This window comes from Pseudoalteromonas luteoviolacea (genome assembly GCF_001750165.1).
Taxonomy (GTDB): Bacteria; Pseudomonadota; Gammaproteobacteria; order Enterobacterales; family Alteromonadaceae; genus Pseudoalteromonas; species Pseudoalteromonas luteoviolacea_G.
The window spans coordinates 824,374-841,937 of the sequence record NZ_CP015411.1 but is presented as its reverse complement, the minus strand read 5'-3'; the positions used below and the strand labels follow the sequence as shown (position 1 = coordinate 841,937).

Sequence of the window (17,564 nt, the reverse complement as noted above, 5' to 3'; positions counted from 1 at the left end):
GACATTTTAAGAGCGTGATAAAGACACAACTAAGCGAGTACTGGATTGGCCACTTGCCCAGTACTTGCGCTCAAATGGCGTGACTGCCTGTTCACTTTCATATGTTTCGCACACAGCATCAACGCCTGCTAGGTGCAAAGCTCGAGCAAACTCTTCTACATAAGTAGACCAATTACTGCGTACCTCTAATATACCGCCAAGCTTTACAATAAATGGAAATACCGCTGCACCATGCCAACGTCTCTGAATATGCTTTGCTTTGGGCCATGGGTTAGGGTAAAGAAGATAATGATGGCTTGGCTGCCAATCCGCTTCGCATGCTAAGCGCCAAAAGTCATTAAGATCTGCCTGCACTAAAATATATTGTCCATGCTCACCTTGCTTATATTCTACGTCATGTTTATCTAGCCTATGGGATGATTTATCAATACCTATTACCAAGGCTTCAGGGTGACGCTGTGCTAGATTGGCAGTACTTTCGCCAACCCCGCAGCAGGAGTCCAATATAATCGGGCCTGAAAAAGCCAGAACTTTCTCGTTGACCTCATTAAATGCTTGTAAAGTGTGTTCAGCAATGGGCTTTTTGAACTCTGCATTGAGGTGCTTTAGAACTATTTCATCTAGCTTTTCATGCAATCCAGTCTGGTTTGTCGTGATACTTCGAGAGTTTGCGTCAGCCATGTTACTCGTCAAATTACTTGTGAATGGGCCAATTTTAGAAGCTTAGAAAGCAAAGTAAATAGTACTTATATAAAATTGGTCTGATATGGTGAAATAAAAGCAGGCCGCACAGCGAAAGAAAAGTTTCAGTTGAGTTAAGGGCAAAAAATTATATACCCGATTAAGCAGCGCATTGATCATTGAACTACATTTCTCTCAACTTACAATGTGCTGCTATAGCATAGATCTTAATCAGTTTTTACAAATCAAAATATTTATCACATTAGAGATGTAACAATGACCACAATTGCTGTATCTATTTCCTTTTTATTAATCTCATAATATAAGGAGCTTGCATGATATGAAAAGTCATCATGCCTTAAATTTTTACCATTCACCGCATATACTTTGTCAAATGGCGTATCAGCACTTGATAAGTCAAACCCTCTATCTAACTCTGATGTGTTCATATCTAAAGCACTTACTGTCGGTATAAAAGTAGGTGTCAAGTTTCTGTCTTGTAAGTTACTTTTGATAACGGTTAAAGATGAGTTCTCCTTGGCTTCGTTATCAAACTCATGATCAAGTTCAGCACCAGACATTGCGTACGAACCCGGTGCATTATCAAAAACATGTGTTGTGTAATAATGTGGTATTTTGTAATTTTGATAAATATTTTTTGATTGTACAGAGTAATTTGTATCACCATACGGCTCAAAATCGACTTTGAACTCTATTAGCTCTGTACCCGAAGGGAGCCCCTTACTATCTCCTGTATAACTACCGTTTGAAAATGCCACATTACGAGTTAATGCAGAGTAAGGGGTATTTGCAAGTCTTGTATAATAGCTTCCAGCCTGATCTCCTGTTACCAATAATTTGGCCGCGACTCCGTCAGTTAACTGTTCTAACAATTCCGATATTTGAGCTTCGCTTTTTTCACATGCAGGAATATGCTGACAAAATGCAATTTGCGATAACCGCTTTTGCACTCGTCTAAAGTTTTCAGTTAGAGAGTAAGGTATGTTGGCACCTTTATGTGGGGCATCAAATGAAATAAAATTATAAATATTATGCTGCCCCCCTTCTTCCTCTAAAAAGTTAATCATTTGCTTTCCGATCAACCCACCATAGCTAAAGCCGATTAAACTTGAATGATAATCCCCTTCTTGAAAGTGCTCTTTGACATAATTAAAAAAGTCAGCAGTGATAGTATAATCGCCATTTTTAGGCGATAAAAAAACAATATCCTTACCACTATCAAGCAAACTCTTAAAGATTGGCGAAAGCGTGTTATTGTTCCAGTATGAATATAACTTATCATGACCAAAAACAGGTGTTTGCGAACCAAAAGTGATATCAGCACCGGATATAAAATAAACAGGCTTATCAAATTTATTGTCTTTTGACGTTATGATGCTAGCATCCATAGTTCTTTCAACCGCACAATTAAATATGAGATCTCTCCATTCAGGATCGTTCTCAATACTGCATTGGTGCGTGATATTGCTTTCATCTGCTGCTGTTGGGCCAAAATGAGGCGTTCTCACGTCGAGAGCTACAATCTCATATTTATTAGAGTCTTTGTGGTAAAGGATTGTTCTGTAATTATCCCATAAATCTACATCAATCCATTCTTCAAAAAGTGTGTAGTGTTTCAGTGGATATCCATCAATGGTGGATGAGGTGGCTTGGAAACTCAGTAAGCCCATGATAATTGTTAATATTATATGCTTCTTCAACGTAAATTCCTTATAAATAAAAAACATTAGATACTGTAATTAAATATCGCCCCACATTTAATGTCTCAGATATCATACCCAAACTACAACATAACAAATATAAATTAAAAAAACATGCTTTATACACCAATTAAAAACCAATCAAAAAAACACAGTTTATTTATAAAAACAAAATTATATAAATTAATTAAAAACCAGAAAATAAAATAAAGAAATGAAAAATATAAATTTTTAAGAAAAGAGAAATGATATGAATCACCTAATGCGGCATATAGTTTGACAGTATAAACATCAAACTAAAAACCGCCCTATTATGGGCGGTGCTTTTAAACTGGATTTAGTGTCTTAAACCTACACCACGCTTAATCAGTGTCAGCGCTATCGTAAATAGCACTGTAATAAAACCAATAAGCACACTGAATGCAACGTAAATGTTGACGTCCGATACACCTAAGAAACCATACCTGAACGCGTTAACCATATAAATGATTGGGTTTATTTGCGATACCCCTTGCCAAAACTCAGGGAGCAATTGAATCGAGTAAAATACCCCACCCAAATACGTCAACGGCGTTAGCACAAAAGTCGGGATAATACTGATATCATCAAAACTGTTTGCATAGACTGCATTGATCAATCCCCCCAATGCGAACACCGCTGAGGTGAGCACGACAGTGGCCACAATCACCGCAATATTATGGATTTGAATATCCACAAAGAACAAACTGACCAAGCTTACAATTAAGCCCACCAGCATGCCTCGGGCCATGCCGCCCCCCATATAACCGAGTACAATCACATAGTTAGGCACGGGCGCAACCAGCAGCTCTTCAATGCTCTTTTGAAACTTCGTTGAGTAAAAGCTGGACGCCACATTTGAATAGGAGTTGGTGATCACCGACATCATAATAAGACCCGGCACAATAAACTCCATATAGCCAAAGCCACCCATTTCACCAATGCGCGACCCAATCAAACTACCAAAAATAATAAAGTAGAGCGTCATTGTAATGGCTGGCGGCACTAAGGTCTGCACCCAAATGCGTAAAAAGCGTATGCACTCTTTAATCCAAATACTTTTCAGTGCAACTCGGTATTTTAATATGCTCATTGCTTGCGCCCCTGCTCTAATAACCCCACAAATAGCTCCTCTAAGCGATTCGCTTTATTACGCATACTTAACACTGTATTGCCCTGCTCGCTCAATTGCGCAAAGACTCCGCTAAGCCCTTGTGACTTCTCCACTTCGACTTCAAGCGTGTGATCATCAATCAAGGTAAACTGATATCCTGACAGCGACACAGGCTTGATGGGAGCTTGCAAATCTAGGATAAAGGTTTCTTTATCTAGTTTTGCTAACAGCGCTTTTATCGTGGTGTTCTCAACAATAACCCCTTTGTCGATAATGCCGATATTACGACACAATAACTCAGCTTCCTCTAAGTAGTGGGTCGTTAAGATAATGGTGACGCCTTGGCTGTTAATTTCACGCAAGAAATCCCACATCGAGCGTCTTAGTTCTATATCCACACCGGCCGTGGGCTCATCCAATATTAATAGCTTTGGTTCATGCATCAGTGCACGGGCAATCATTAAGCGGCGTTTCATACCACCAGATAAGGTACGTGCTTGTTTATCTTTTTTATCAAACAGCCCTAGTTGTTTAAGGTATTTCTCGGCGCGCTGATGCGCAACTTGACGAGGCACGCCATAGTAACCCGCTTGATTCACCAGAATTTGGTTAAGCGTTTCGAACTGGCTAAAATTAAATTCCTGAGGAACTAAACCGAGCTCAGATTTCGCATCTTCTAATGCAGTATCAATAGAGTAGCCAAAAACACTGACCTCACCTTCGGTCTTATTCACCAAAGAGGCAATCACCCCAATCGTTGTCGACTTGCCCGCCCCATTGGGGCCAAGCAATGCGAAGAAATCCCCTTCTTGCACCTCTAAATCTATGCCCTTCACGGCTTCAACACCGTTTTTATAGACTTTCTTTAAGCCTTTTATACTTAATGCAGTTGTCATGTATTTCGGAGCCCCAATCCCCATAATGTGTTTTCAAACAATTTAGTCGCCATATCCCCAGCGTTTTGCCAGATTATGTTCGATATTTAGATGGTCTAAAATCCGTGCCACCATAAAATCAACCAAATCCTCGATTGACTGTGGTTGATGATAAAAGCCTGGTGCAGCAGGCATGATAGTGACGCCCAATTGGCTCAGCTTAAGCATATTTTCTAAATGGATCGGGCTAAATGGCGTCTCTCGTGGTACCAATATTAACTGCCCACGCTCTTTGATCACCACATCCGCTGCACGCTCAAGTAAGTTATCTGATGCGCCCAATGCAATCGCTGACACACTTCCAGCACTGCAAGGACACACCACCATTTTTTTCGGGGCGGCAGAACCGGATGCTACAGGGCTAAACCAGTTGTCTTTCCCAAAGACTTGAATTTGGCCTTTCTTGGCATTACACAACGCACTGAGCTGTTCAGTGGCTTTGGCTTCATTACCAGAGAGTTTTACATTGGACTCAGTATCCAGTACCACGCGTGCAGCGCTGGAGATAAGCACGAAAACTTGATAATCAAGTGCGACCAAAACTTCTAGCAAACGCAGACCATATGGCGCACCAGATGCGCCACTAAACGCTAACGTAATAGGATCTTTAAATTGTGACATATGTTTATGACATTACCTTTTTAAGCTCGGCAGTAAGGGCATCATGAATGCCATTAAACCCACCGTTACTCATAATTAAAATATGCTGATTTGGCTTGGCCTGCGAAGTGACGTACTTAATAATATCATCTGTACTCGCAAAACATTGGCGACCCGCTTTTTGTGCCGCTTCTTTTAAAGACCATGAAAGGCCTTGTGGTTCATAAACCAAGGCTTTATCAGCGTTGCCAAGCGCATTCATTAACGTATCTTGATGTACACCCATTTTCATGGTGTTTGAGCGCGGCTCCAAAATAGCAATGATTTCATCACTGCCCACTTTGGCACGAAGTCCCGCAAGCGTCGTTTCTATTGCAGTTGGATGATGCGCAAAGTCATCATACACACTCACGCCGCCAATTTCGGCTTTAAGTTCCATACGGCGTTTTGGCGATTTGAAAGTTTGCAGTGCTTCGATACTTACCTCAACAGGGATCCCGACATGACGCGCAGCTGCAATGGCCATAATGGCATTTTTCACATTGTGCTCACCAATGGCAGACCAGTTTACCTCACCAACTTCTTTGCCCTCTAGCAGCACGTTAAAGCGGCTGCCATCTGGCACGGTTAATTGATACGACCAATCCCCACCTAACGATTCTTTTTGACTCCAAAAACCACGCGCTAATACCTCATTTATTGCACTATCTTGTGCGGGATAAATCGCTTTTCCCTGCCCTGGCAGGGTTCTGATCAAATGGTGGAACTGGGTTTGGATGGCATTTAAGTCAGCAAAGATATCCGCATGATCAAACTCGAGGTTATTAAGAATTAACGTGCGCGGTAAGTAGTGAACAAACTTGCTACGCTTGTCGAAAAAAGCGGTATCATACTCATCGGCTTCGATAACAAAAAATGGCGTATCGGTGACTCGTGCTGATAAACCAAAATTTTGCACAATGCCACCGATTAAAAAGCCGGGCTTAAGGCCCGCATATTCCAGCAGCCAAGCTAACATGCTGGCCGTGGTGGTTTTACCATGCGTGCCAGCAACAGCGAGTACCCAAGCATCTTGCAATACATGCTGTTTTAACCACTCAGGCCCTGATGTATACGGCAGACCTTTCTCTAAGACATACTCGACACAAGGGTTGCCACGACTCATTGCATTGCCTATCACAACCACATCCGGTCTTGGCTCTAACTGAGCCGGATCATAGCCTTGCGTTAACTCAATACCCAAAGACTCAAGTTGGGTACTCATTGGCGGGTAAACGTTTTGGTCTGAGCCTGTGACTTTATGGCCCAAAGATTGTGCAATGGCTGCAATGCCCCCCATAAAGGTGCCGCAGATCCCAAGAATATGAATATGCATAAGTTCAGCTAGTTATGAAAATTGCCCTTAGAGTAACATACTCCAATGAGCCTAGGCTGACTTTGTACGCAAAACACTTTTGCACAGACAAAAAAATACCAGCCTGTTGACTGGTATTTTTAATCAGTATTTAACTCAGTACAGACTTAAGCAACACCATATTGGTCACGGTACGCTTTCACTGCCGCTAAATGCTCAGACGCACTACCTTGTTGCTCTAGGTAAGTAATCAAATCAGCAAGCTTAACAATCGACACCACTTCCGTGCCAAAGTCACGCTCTACTTCTTGAATTGCAGAAAGCTCACCTTTACCTTTTTCTTGACGGTCAAGGGCAATCAATACACCAGCTAAGTCTGCTTCATTCGCCTTAATGATTTCCATTGACTCACGGATTGCAGTACCTGCGGTGATCACATCATCAACCAACATAATACGGCCTTTGAGCTCAGAGCCAACCAGGTTTCCGCCTTCACCGTGCTGCTTTTTCTCTTTACGGTTAAAGCAGTAAGGTACGTCTTTATCATGGTGATCAGCCAGTGCAACTGCAGTTGTTGTCGCAATTGGAATACCTTTATAGGCTGGGCCAAATAACACGTCATAGGCAATGCCTGCATCTTCAAGTGCCGCAGCATAAAAACGACCTAAACGCGCAAGGTCGCGACCCGTGTTAAATAAGCCAGCATTAAAGAAGTAAGGACTAGTACGACCTGATTTAAGCGTAAACTCACCAAACTTTAGTACCTGCTTTTCCAGCGCAAATTCAATAAAATCTTTTTGATACTGTTTCATAACTCACCTAATGTTTACGCTAATGCTTGTTTTTGAATATCGATGATCTCGCGAATTGAATGCTTAGCGAGTGCCAGCAACTCGTCAAGTTCTTCGAATGAGAAAGGTTCGCCCTCAGCAGTACCTTGAACTTCAATCAGCTTGCCAGTTTCAGTCATGATCACGTTCATGTCAGTCTCTGCTTCTGAATCTTCAAGGTATTCTAAATCACTGATCGCTTCACCGTTATATACGCCAACAGAAATCGCGGCAATCATGAACTTAAGTGGATTTGCATTGATCATGCCTTTTGCACGCATGTGCGTCAGAGCGTCAACCAAAGCCACACAAGCACCACTGATTGATGCTGTACGTGTACCACCGTCTGCTTGCAGTACATCGCAGTCAATTGTAATGGTGTTTTCACCTAACGCCGATAGATCAACCGCAGCTCGTAAAGCGCGCGCGATAAGGCGTTGAATTTCCATCGTACGACCACCTTGCTTGCCTTTTGCAGCTTCGCGGCCATTACGAGTGTGAGTAGAGCGAGGAAGCATGCCATACTCTGCAGTGATCCAACCTTTACCTTGTCCTTTCATAAAACGCGGTACGCCCGCTTCCACAGTAGCTGTACACAGCACTTTTGTATTGCCAAACTCTACAAGCACGGAACCTTCAGCATGCATTGTATAGTTACGGGTAAATGTTACAGGTCTAATCTGATTTGCAGTTCTTTCGCTTGGACGCATCCACGTTCCCCTATCATCAAAGTTTCGCAATATTATAAAGGGATCCTTTGCGCTATGCCACGCAATACCAAAAGAAATCTTAGCTTTACCTATCGAGCAGCGTTTTTCTTAGGCTATAATGGCCACGCAAACTTAATTAAATAGGAACTTTATATGATCCATAGTATGACCGCCTACGCTCGAAAAGAGGTAAAAGGCGATTGGGGCACTGGGGTTTGGGAGATCCGCTCAGTCAATCAACGTTATCTCGAGACATTTATCCGCGCGCCGGAGCAATTCAGGGCATTAGAGCCAGTAGTACGTGAACGCCTTCGCAAGCAACTGCAACGAGGCAAAGTAGAAGTCTATTTAAAATTTGCAGCAAATCCAGCGCATGTTGGTCAGCTGTCTATTAACGAAACCCTAGCCAAACAAATCTTAGAAAACGCTAAGTGGGTGCAATCTATCAGTGGTGGCGACATCAACCCAACAGAGATCCTACGCTGGCCAGGCGTTATGGAAGCTGAAGAAGTCGATTTAGATGAAGTAAACAGTGCATTACTTGCCGGTTTTGACGAAGTCGTACAAGACTTTAAAGCGGCAAGAGCATCTGAAGGTGCAAACCTTGAGAGCATGATCACCACTCGCCTAGACAGTATTCTTGAACAAGTCGACGTTGTTGAAAGCCACATGCCAGAAGTAACTAAATGGCAGCGTGACAAGCTCACACAAAAACTAGAAGAGCTACAAACGGACATCGATGAATCACGCTTAGAGCAAGAGCTGATTTACCTTGCACAAAAGCAAGACGTTGCCGAAGAACTAGACCGCTTAAAATCTCACGTCAAAGAGACGCATAAAATCTTGAAAAAAGGTGGCGCATGCGGCCGTCGTTTAGACTTTATGATGCAAGAGTTTAATCGTGAGTCGAACACACTTGCCTCTAAGTCTATCAATGCTGAGATCACCAATGCCGCGGTAGAACTAAAAGTTCTGATTGAGCAAATGCGTGAGCAGATCCAGAATATTGAATAATGTTTCAGGCTGTTTCTGAGCGTTAAAATAGCCTTTAAAATCTGGTTGTTATAAGTTTTACGTGTTTCAACCTGTTGCCCCGAGTTGCTCTTTGTTAAGCAAAAGTGGTGACAGGAATGGTGACAGATTTTTCAAAATCTGAAAATCGTCCTAAAATTATAGGAATCTGTCACCATTTCTCACATAAGAGTTTGAAATGACAGTAAATATCACAGTTCAAAAAATCAAAAGCCTTATTAAAAATCAAGCTGTTGGAAAATATGCAGTAGGGAATGGCCTATACTTTCGCGTCAGTGCTGAAGGGAGTGTTTTTTTCATTGTTCGTTATATGAGCCACGGTAAACGCAAAGAAATGACTTTAGGTAAATACCCAGACATTTCTTTAGTTGAAGCCAAACTCAAAGCCGCACAAATTAAAGTCGATCTTAATAATGATGGTGTTGACCCTTTAGAAGAACGAAAGCGCCTCGATAACGAAACTTTAAAAACCGTCAATGATCTTGCCGAAGACTGGCTGCAAGAATGCGAAAAGCGTTTGAAAAGCGTTTAAAGCACCCAAATATCCCCAGACGTATTTATACCAAAGATCTCGCCCCTTATTTTGGTGGGTTAGCAATTGAAAAAGTAAACCCTAGAGATATTCGCGGCGCGATACAACGCATTGCACAAAGTGACCGCCCAAGCATTGCAAATGACGCGCTCATGTACTGCAAGCAGCTATTCAGACACGCAATTAAGCTAGATTTACGCACCTCAAACCCAGCTGAAGCATTTAACGTGTCAGATGCGGGCGGTGTAGAGCAAAGCCGTAGCCGCGCCCTATCACTTGAAGAACTAGAGAAAGTGTATCAATGCCTGCGGGAAAACTCTGACCAATTTACCCGCGACAACTATTTAGCCTTTTCGCTGCTGCTGTGTTTAGGTGTCAGAAAAGGCGAACTGATCGCCGCAAAGTGGGCTGAGTTTGATCTTAAAGAAGCGCTTTGGCATATCCCACAGGAGCGCAGCAAAACAGGCCGAGGCATCACCGTTCCATTAAGCCCCATCGTCATTGAATGGCTCAAAGAGTTGCAAATACGTGCGTTTGGCTCTGACTATGTTTTTCCAAACCGCAGAGCCAGCAAACGTTTTGGGCATATCAGCCCCGACACACTCAATGCCGCCATTCAAAAGCTATTCCGTAAGGACAAAATGCCCGTGCCCCACTTTACCGTTCACAACCTGCGCCGCACCTGTCGAAGCCTACTTGCAAGCAATGGTGTAGCTGGCCATATCGCCGAACGATGCTTAAATCATAAGCTGAAAGGGGTTGAAGGCATCTATGATAGATATGATTATTTGGATGAGCGAAGGGAAGCATTAGAAATGATTGCAAAAAATATAGAGCTTCTAGCAGTATAAAATGAAACTTGACGGTCAGTTCTCCTGACCGTAACTGTCATGTCATAGTAAACTTACTTCAATTGGGCTTATCCACCATCGCATCAAGTTGAGCCACAGTGTTATATAGTCCTGTATGAGTTTCATTAATAATTGAATTTAATGACTCTCTTAGTTCTTTATATTTATCACTAGTCTCAAAATCAGTTGCGGTTAAATGAGTAAAAAGGTTGTAAGGCTTATCTTTGGTAGGTGACTCGTTGAGATAGAATCCTTCAAAATCTGGATTATGTACAACAGTTTTAACGCGACCATTTGTTGTATCAGCCAATTCACGAATATTTAAGTTGATTGTCCACATCCCATTTGCGGCGCCGTCTTTTCTTACCTTAGTATCAAGATCATGAACAGCAATTGCGTTTGCATTGAATTGGTTGAATATCTTGATAAAGGTGGGGATATTTGCTTTTCCTCTACAATTGATAACACAGTAACTTCCTTCCAAACCAGTCTTTTCGATTATATATTGATACGCTAAATACTCGGTATCTCCCTCAACTAATATTGCATGAGGATAGAAAAAGAACTCATTAACTGTGGGACAGCATCGGTTTAACATTTTTAGATTGTCTTTTTCATTATCGTCAAACTTGGCTTTGTCTGTTTGAAAGTAGTAAACCCCCTGCTGGGTGTTTGAAACCTTGATCAGGGTTGTATGATCTTGTGTGAGGTCTATAAATATAGGAGAATGCGTAGTGCATATAACTTGCCATCCAGCCAAATCAGCTAAAGTGTATATTGCTTTTCTTGCCGAACGAATTATAGACGGGTGTAAATTAATTTCTGGTTCATCAATCAACAGTACTTTTGGGGTTTCACCTCGTATTAATTTTTTTCCTTTTTTAAACAAGCCTTCACTACATAATGCATTTATCGCTGACCATAAAAATGCTCTCTTCAACCCTGTTCCTTGATGTTCTAAAGAGGATGGATGGTTGCTTGTTTTAACGAAGAACTTACTACCATCTTTGATCGCATCTTCGGCTTTAAACTTACCTACTCCTGTTTCAAAACTAACGGTTGTGCCCTCAAATAGCTTATTCAACTCTAATTCAATTTTTCCACTTAGTTGGCCTATGCTACCAGCCAGCTCTTTATCCACCTCTTTGGCTAACTTTTCAATTTCAGAAACAATGCCAGCCACCTTACTTTTATCATCTTTTAATTGCTGAGCTGCATTTTTTGACGCCAGATCTTTCACTACTTTTTCGAGTGCATCATAACCATCATTTGGATTTAACCTGATTGGTGTCGGTAGCCTACTTTGAAGTAAAGTATCCCATCCTCCTGCACCACCTTTTTTCCAATCCATAGTCTTGCTACTAAAGCTATATTTAGCGCCATTTTCTTCAGGTGTTTCCCAACGTATCTGAAATTTCGCGCAGTCTCCAAACTCAGGATCATTTTGTAAAAACCACTCTTGCCCTAAAGTATCTATATCGTCCTGCGTAACATCGGTGAATATCCCTGTAATGATAATTGGAGTGCTTGGATCACGGCCATGAAAATAATCCAAACTCAACGCTCCTCCCATTGAAACATAAGACTCATAAGCATCCAAAATAGTTGATTTGCAGCTGTTATTCGGGCCGACTAAAACAACTATGTTATCGATAAGAATTTTGATCTCATCTTTAATACCTTTGAAGTTTGAGATTAATAGCGCTGATAATTTCATAAAGTATCCTTTTAACGGATTTTCAATAGAAAGACATTCAAGGAACGCTTTGTCTTTCTGAAATAAGTCCAAAATAGGCTCTGGAACAGAGTAGATTAAAACTATGTAACTAACTGATTAGAATAGTAAGATCGCCTTCCAGTAACTACTTTGTTTTACTGGAAGGCTGACCATAATTTTAGTTACTATGGCGTATACTCAGTATGATGACATCGTGGACAAGGCGGTAATCTATCGTCGTGATCATCCAACGTAACTTGCTCACCACAGTTTTTGCAGGTGTAAGTACCTGTTCCGGGCTTTTCACCAGTTGTAGACATAAATAGTCTCCTTAATAATCCCTGATTGTAAGGTAACTACGCTTGCCTAGGCGGGATAAGGCAAGTACCAACATTTTGATACTGCTATTTAGAGCTGGAATAATTTAGTCTAAAATTCCATCTTGCGTGAGTTGTAAAATTCTGTCAATGATGAATTTATATAATAATTTCAATACCACATAAACAAAAGCACGAAAGATATTCACTTGCATTTCTGTACCTTTGAGTAAAATAATCACAACCAATACTTTTTAACTTACCGCTATGTGACCAAAACCTAGAAGTGTGCAGTTTTGACAAGAAAGCATCGCGATTCAGCTTGAGCTTTTCCAGTCAACCAAGAGGCTCAACCTCTCCGAAACCTACGAAGCGATTCCAAAAGATGTGTCGCCGAATGACCCGCTGATCACATGGATCAACGACGGTGTGGCAGAGTCAGTAGAAAGACCATTTACGATTGATGGCAAAGGATTTATTGCTGAGATCTCACCCGCTAATTTTAAGAACAAGAAAAGTAAAAAATTTCGAAGCCATTTCCCGCATTTAAGAGAAGCACGTATTGAATATGCGATTATTTCAATGGCTTCAAAACAAGCGATGCAAATTCAATCTGACGGCGAAAATAACAAAGTGTTTTATCTCAAGACAACCTACTATCAAATCCAAAAAGAAATGATCAACGCCATCAACAAAGTCGAAAACAAAACACTGAAGCCGAACGATTGCCCTTACAACACTTCTAGCATACGTGAAGCATTAGAGATACTAAAACGTACTGATATCGCCGTGCGTAATGAGAGCGGCGAAAACCTGTATATTTTTAACCGTATCAAAGACATTGTTCTGGTCAATTCCAGCCGGACACTTTTCTTAAAGAATTTTCATACTCTATTGGTGACTGATCGTTATTAGCTGAGTGCAGTCTTTCTAGGTTGTAATCTTTCATATATCCAGCAACATCATTTTTCATGTGCTCACGAGTTGGTTGAGCCACTTTTAGTAACCAATCATGTTTCAAGCTACCAAAGAACCTTTCAACAACAGCATATCCCAACACGCTCCCACATCGCCCATGCTTGCTCGCATACCAAACTGCTTTAACAGGTGACGGTGTCGCTTACTCGTATACTGAGACCCTCTGTCAGAATGAAACACCAAACCTTTGGCTGGTTTTCTCACGTTATAAGCTTTAATCATGGCTTTCATCACTAAATCCGTCGTCATGCGCTTATCAATATTCCAGCCAACAATCCGACGGGAATATAAATCCATTACAACAGCAAGGTACATCCAGCCCTCACCTGTTTTCAGGTACGTAATGTCGCCAGCCCAAACTTGATTCGGTGCCACCGGGTTAAAGTTCTGGTTAAGCAAATTATCTGCAACGGCATCAGAGTGCTTACGCTTGGTTGTCACTTTATAAGCTACACGTTGTTTAACAACTAAGTTGAGCTTCGTCATTAATTTTCTAGTTTTATAGCGCGTTATTTTAAAACCTTCTTTGCGTAAGTTATTACATAACTCACGGTAGCCTAAGCTCTCTCTGCTGCGTTTAAACAGTGCTTTGGCTCTGCGATAAAGATGTAACTCTTCTGCCGCTATAAGCTTCGCTGGACGCGCCAGCCATGCATAATAGCTTGAGCGACTCACCTTCATAGCTGAGCATAATTTAATGACTCGATAACCTTGGCTATTTTTTTTGATGAACTGGTATTTTACTTCATTTCTCTCGCAAAGAAGGCGCTGGCCTTTTTTAAGATCTCTTTCTTCATTTTGAGATCTTTGTTTTCTTTTCTTAAACGCTTTAACTCTGCGCGCTCATCTTCGCTTAGCGAATTACCAGCCTGTTGCTCTTCGAGTTTAGCTTTCCAATTATAAATAAGCTTGGTGGTGATCCCTAAAGAGGCTGCCGCCTCTGAAACTGAATAGCCTTGCTCGGTTACCAAAGCAACGGCTTCTTGCTTAAACTCGGTTGTATAAGATTTATTTTTACGTTTTGTCATTTAACACCTCAATATTTGGACATTGTCCTTTATTAAAGTGTCCGGCTCAATTAAACCAGTTCACAAAGCCAAGCTCAATACCAAGATGACATAGAGCAAGCAGAGCAAGATATAAAAGCTCAAGCCGAAGAAGAAATAAAACGCGCCAGTGAAGAACTCAGACGCAAGCAAGAAGCCTTTCAGCGGCAACAAAGCCAACAACAATCGAACAACAACTCAGACCAGTCACAATTTGATTCTACGGGGTTAGATCCGCGCAAATTCGAGGACGCTTGCTCAATTCTTGGCGTTCATGCTGGCAACAGTCTAGTCGAGTTTAAAAAAGCTTATCGTCATTTATCAAACTTATTTCATCCCGACAAACTAGATAAGTTTGACGGGATTTTAAAACAACAGGCGAAAGAAAACGCCAAACTCATTAACATTGCATGGGAGACGATTCAGAAGAAGTTGAAGTAGTACTGAACTGATTTCTAAAGGAGATAAACGAATGCTAGTAAAACGCTCACTTACACTGCTTTGCTTACTGACTGTAGTTTTGACAATGACTGGGTGCTCAACACCAACCCCGTACAAGGTAAGCTCTCAGTATGATTCCATCACCTTGTATTACCAAAAGCAGCAAGCCTCAGAAGATTTACCCACCTTGGTGTCTGAAGACAATAGCCGCTGGTATGGTCGAGATATTGGCTCAAATCGCTACAAATACACCTTAAATAAATCAGTCTCAGGGCAGTGCTTTAAGCTCATGCCAAAAGATGACCCTTATGGCAAACCTATTCACAGGTGCATTAAAAACCCACTACCAAATCAACATGCAAAATTGATTGCTGAAAAGTCTGAAATAGAGCAAAAAATTGCACACTACCAAAAGCAATACCCCAGTGATATACAGAGTTTATTAAGGTCACTTAATAGAAACCCTGCGTATCAAAATAATCGTTGCATGCTGATAGCTGCCCAAAGCACACCCCAACGGCCGCGTACTATTTGTGACGATCCTGACGCCTTACAAAAAGCTCAGATCTCATGCCTTGCACCACTAGGTTCAAAGGCTTGTCAATATGCACTTAAGGAAGAGAGAAAACGCAAAGGTAAAAGAGCAAGCAAGACGGAGTTATTCTTAGCTGGTAATGCGTGTAGCTCAATGATCAGCCAACGCATATCCGGTGGTGAAATAGGTCTCGGATTAGTTGAAAGCGCAGCCGATGCAATCGGAGACGGGCAAGGAGGTTTTTTTGATGGGCTCAGTGCATTACTTGAGAGTGCAGCAATGGCAACGCGTATCGCTTCAGCATACAGTTGCTTTGATGGTCTGATGCCTAGTTGTGAAGGTAAAATCGAACGGTGGAAAGAACAAGTCAGAACCATCCAACAAAAGCCCTATAAACTGCGTGATCAATGCAAATATATAGCCAAAAGGCTCAGCGAATCACAGCAAAAGTTTGCGCATGTGAAAGCAAGTATAAGGAAGTTAGAAAAGCAGCTCGATAACAACAGAAAGCAAAGGGCTGAGCTTGAACAAGATTCAATATTACTGGTACTAAAAAGCACCGATTCTCTTTAGTAATTTTGTCCCAGTCATTAAAAATGAGCTATCGATAATGTAAGTTATCGATAGCTCCAATCCGCCAGTTATAGTCATCATATATGGACTACAAAATACCAATAGGTTGCAAAATCAGTAAACAAAGGATGTATGATTTGAGCCTGTTTACTAACTGACCATTTGACTTTGACCAATTTCTGATACAATAGAAGTAGACTTATTTTTTAAGAGTAGACAGTATGACTATTACTCTCCACGGTAACCTTGCCGAGCTTGTACAAACTGAAGCTAACAACTCAGGATTTCAGTCGCCTGAAGATCTTATCTTCGAGGCGGTTTCAGAGTACGTAAAAAAGCGCATCGATTTGGGTATTGAACAAGGTCTTCAAGATGTCGCTAGTGGTGATATGGTTGAACTTGACGCTGGCAACATCTCACAGATACTTTCTAAACCTGCATCTCAATGGTAAAAGTACTATTAACCCGCAAAGCCAAAACCGACCTTGAATCGATCGAATGTTTTATAGCTGAAGACAACCCAGCCAGAGCCAGAAGTTTTTGTGAAGAGTTCTTGCACAGAGCAGTTGAAAACTTAGCTACATTCCCTTGCTCTCACCCGCTCTATAACAAAGAAAAGAATATCAGGCGCTTTGTTTACCGAGACTACAACTTGTACTATCAATACGATACATCAAAAGACAGTGTTTATATCCTACATATACTCCACGCCTCGGTATTTCAAAATATGCTGTTGCGTAATAAACGATGAGGCAAGTTATATTAACTTATCAAGTAATACCGTACTTTAATAGATTTATGAGTTCGTCATACTGCCAAGAAATGATCATAAATTTTGCGCGAATTTCATCCTCTACCTTCGGGTTTAAACCTACTTTTTTACGTTCCTTTTCAGCCCAAAATTCATATGCTAACTGAACACTTTCAGAATGTAACCCCCAGTCAACATTAAAATCCCTTTCCCAAAAAACATGCATTAAATCTTTACGATATAATCGCACTAAATTACTGTCATTTAATACTAATATTGAAAAGTGCTCACTTATCTTTCTGTGAATTTCTTGGTCATTATGTAACACAAAAATTGCATCTTCCACCTGCTGAATACTGCTATCGGATGTAACGTTTTCAGCCATGCTTTTTAGTGATATTAGTAGGCTTATATTCTTGTACCGTTCATGCCTTAAAAGCTCTATAAATCTATTGTATTCTGCTAATCGACCATCATAGCTTTTTTGCTCTAGTTGGCTTGGTGCTATAAGGTAGTAAGTAATCACCGATGGAATTACAGTTCCCAGCACTGTTAAAATAAGTAAAATAAGGTGCTTTTTTATCTTATCAGTCCGAGCTATTTGATTTTCACTACCCACATTTTTACCTTTTTATACTACAAACTAAATACCTACCATAAACATCTCTATTTTCCTTTTCAAAATATACAACCAATCCTTTTAAATCTTTTTTATCACAGTGTTTTTCGCAAGATAGTCGCATAACCTCCTTTTCTTTTTTACCATCAATATAGTATTCAACCAGAACCGTATTATCTGTTCTTTTTTCAATAATTTTACCTTTCATC

General features: G+C 41.0%; 20 protein-coding genes and 1 pseudogene. 8 read left to right on the top strand and 13 right to left on the bottom strand.

Translation table 11 applies throughout. From position 1 onward, the window contains the following. Nucleotides 1–6: 6 nt before the first annotated feature. The 8 genes from trmB to rph form a co-directional block, all read right to left on the bottom strand. Nucleotides 7–681, bottom strand: a complete 675-nt coding sequence (trmB, locus tag S4054249_RS03530; RefSeq protein ID WP_046354193.1) for a tRNA (guanine(46)-N(7))-methyltransferase TrmB — start codon at nucleotides 679–681, stop codon at nucleotides 7–9. A 257-nt stretch (nucleotides 682–938) separates the two neighbouring features. After that, a complete protein-coding gene (locus S4054249_RS03525; RefSeq protein ID WP_046354194.1) occupies nucleotides 939–2,402 on the bottom strand; it encodes a hypothetical protein in 1,464 nt (487 codons plus the stop codon). A 337-nt stretch (nucleotides 2,403–2,739) separates the two neighbouring features. Then, a complete protein-coding gene (locus S4054249_RS03520) occupies nucleotides 2,740–3,507 on the bottom strand; it encodes an ABC transporter permease (RefSeq protein WP_046354203.1) in 768 nt (255 codons plus the stop codon). A gap of 2 nt (nucleotides 3,508–3,509) precedes the next feature. After that, nucleotides 3,510–4,430, bottom strand: coding sequence for an ABC transporter ATP-binding protein (locus tag S4054249_RS03515; protein ID WP_046354195.1), 921 nt, complete (start codon nucleotides 4,428–4,430; stop codon nucleotides 3,510–3,512). 42 nt (nucleotides 4,431–4,472) lie between these two features. Continuing rightward, on the bottom strand, nucleotides 4,473–5,090 hold the full coding sequence (locus S4054249_RS03510; protein ID WP_046354196.1) for a flavin prenyltransferase UbiX: 618 nt from the start codon (nucleotides 5,088–5,090) through the stop codon (nucleotides 4,473–4,475). Nucleotides 5,091–5,094: 4 nt separating this feature from the next. Continuing rightward, nucleotides 5,095–6,444: a UDP-N-acetylmuramate:L-alanyl-gamma-D-glutamyl-meso-diaminopimelate ligase gene (gene mpl / locus S4054249_RS03505; protein WP_046354197.1), complete on the bottom strand. Its 1,350-nt coding sequence runs from the start codon at nucleotides 6,442–6,444 to the stop codon at nucleotides 5,095–5,097. Between the two features lie 146 nt (nucleotides 6,445–6,590). Continuing rightward, nucleotides 6,591–7,235 carry an orotate phosphoribosyltransferase gene (pyrE, locus tag S4054249_RS03500; protein WP_046354198.1) on the bottom strand — a complete coding sequence of 215 codons (645 nt, stop codon included), beginning with the start codon at nucleotides 7,233–7,235 and terminating at the stop codon, nucleotides 6,591–6,593. Between the two features lie 14 nt (nucleotides 7,236–7,249). Next, nucleotides 7,250–7,963: a ribonuclease PH gene (gene rph / locus S4054249_RS03495; RefSeq protein WP_023399777.1), complete on the bottom strand. Its 714-nt coding sequence runs from the start codon at nucleotides 7,961–7,963 to the stop codon at nucleotides 7,250–7,252. A gap of 153 nt (nucleotides 7,964–8,116) precedes the next feature. Here rph and S4054249_RS03490 point away from each other — a divergent pair, with 153 nt between their 5' ends. From S4054249_RS03490 to S4054249_RS03485, 3 genes are all read left to right on the top strand, one after another. Then, complete coding sequence (locus tag S4054249_RS03490) at nucleotides 8,117–8,977, top strand: YicC/YloC family endoribonuclease (protein WP_046354199.1); 861 nt, start codon at nucleotides 8,117–8,119, stop codon at nucleotides 8,975–8,977. A gap of 196 nt (nucleotides 8,978–9,173) precedes the next feature. Beyond that, complete coding sequence (locus tag S4054249_RS27225) at nucleotides 9,174–9,527, top strand: Arm DNA-binding domain-containing protein (RefSeq protein WP_331245527.1); 354 nt, start codon at nucleotides 9,174–9,176, stop codon at nucleotides 9,525–9,527. Continuing rightward, nucleotides 9,500–10,378, top strand: a complete 879-nt coding sequence (locus S4054249_RS03485; RefSeq protein WP_331245528.1) for a tyrosine-type recombinase/integrase — start codon at nucleotides 9,500–9,502, stop codon at nucleotides 10,376–10,378. Before S4054249_RS27225 ends, S4054249_RS03485 begins: the two co-directional genes overlap by 28 nt. 58 nt (nucleotides 10,379–10,436) lie before the next feature. Here the strand turns inward: S4054249_RS03485 and S4054249_RS03480 are convergent, their stop codons facing one another. Beyond that, complete coding sequence (locus S4054249_RS03480) at nucleotides 10,437–12,095, bottom strand: ATP-dependent nuclease (RefSeq protein WP_046354200.1); 1,659 nt, start codon at nucleotides 12,093–12,095, stop codon at nucleotides 10,437–10,439. A 185-nt stretch (nucleotides 12,096–12,280) separates the two neighbouring features. Next, entirely contained in the window at nucleotides 12,281–12,415 is a 135-nt protein-coding gene (locus tag S4054249_RS25810) for a zinc ribbon-containing protein (RefSeq protein WP_080928258.1), read from the bottom strand. 426 nt (nucleotides 12,416–12,841) lie between these two features. On the opposite strand from S4054249_RS25810, the gene S4054249_RS26265 reads away from it, so the two are divergent. Next, nucleotides 12,842–13,327: a hypothetical protein gene (locus tag S4054249_RS26265; protein WP_046354201.1), complete on the top strand. Its 486-nt coding sequence runs from the start codon at nucleotides 12,842–12,844 to the stop codon at nucleotides 13,325–13,327. Here the strand turns inward: S4054249_RS26265 and S4054249_RS03475 are convergent. Further along, nucleotides 13,263–14,418: pseudogene (locus S4054249_RS03475) on the bottom strand (IS3 family transposase). The gene S4054249_RS26265 and the pseudogene S4054249_RS03475 sit on opposite strands and share 65 nt — an antisense overlap. A 90-nt stretch (nucleotides 14,419–14,508) precedes the next feature. Here S4054249_RS03475 and S4054249_RS27265 point away from each other — a divergent pair. From S4054249_RS27265 to S4054249_RS03455, 4 genes are all read left to right on the top strand, one after another. Further along, nucleotides 14,509–14,877 (top strand): J domain-containing protein, encoded by a 369-nt coding sequence (locus tag S4054249_RS27265; protein WP_080928257.1) that lies wholly within the window; start codon nucleotides 14,509–14,511, stop codon nucleotides 14,875–14,877. 31 nt (nucleotides 14,878–14,908) lie between these two features. Continuing rightward, nucleotides 14,909–15,985, top strand: coding sequence for a hypothetical protein (locus tag S4054249_RS03465; RefSeq protein ID WP_046354173.1), 1,077 nt, complete (start codon nucleotides 14,909–14,911; stop codon nucleotides 15,983–15,985). A 221-nt stretch (nucleotides 15,986–16,206) separates the two neighbouring features. Further along, complete coding sequence (locus S4054249_RS03460; protein ID WP_046354172.1) at nucleotides 16,207–16,437, top strand: hypothetical protein; 231 nt, start codon at nucleotides 16,207–16,209, stop codon at nucleotides 16,435–16,437. Continuing rightward, a complete protein-coding gene (locus S4054249_RS03455; RefSeq protein ID WP_046354171.1) occupies nucleotides 16,431–16,736 on the top strand; it encodes a type II toxin-antitoxin system RelE/ParE family toxin in 306 nt (101 codons plus the stop codon). Before S4054249_RS03460 ends, S4054249_RS03455 begins: the two co-directional genes overlap by 7 nt. Nucleotides 16,737–16,755: 19 nt before the next feature. On the opposite strand, the gene S4054249_RS03450 is transcribed toward S4054249_RS03455, so the two are convergent. Together S4054249_RS03450 and S4054249_RS03445 are read right to left on the bottom strand one after the other, a co-directional pair. Continuing rightward, nucleotides 16,756–17,355 (bottom strand): hypothetical protein, encoded by a 600-nt coding sequence (locus S4054249_RS03450; RefSeq protein WP_046354170.1) that lies wholly within the window; start codon nucleotides 17,353–17,355, stop codon nucleotides 16,756–16,758. 4 nt (nucleotides 17,356–17,359) lie between these two features. Next, nucleotides 17,360–17,563 (bottom strand): hypothetical protein, encoded by a 204-nt coding sequence (locus S4054249_RS03445; RefSeq protein ID WP_046354169.1) that lies wholly within the window; start codon nucleotides 17,561–17,563, stop codon nucleotides 17,360–17,362. Nucleotide 17,564 lies beyond the last annotated feature (1 nt).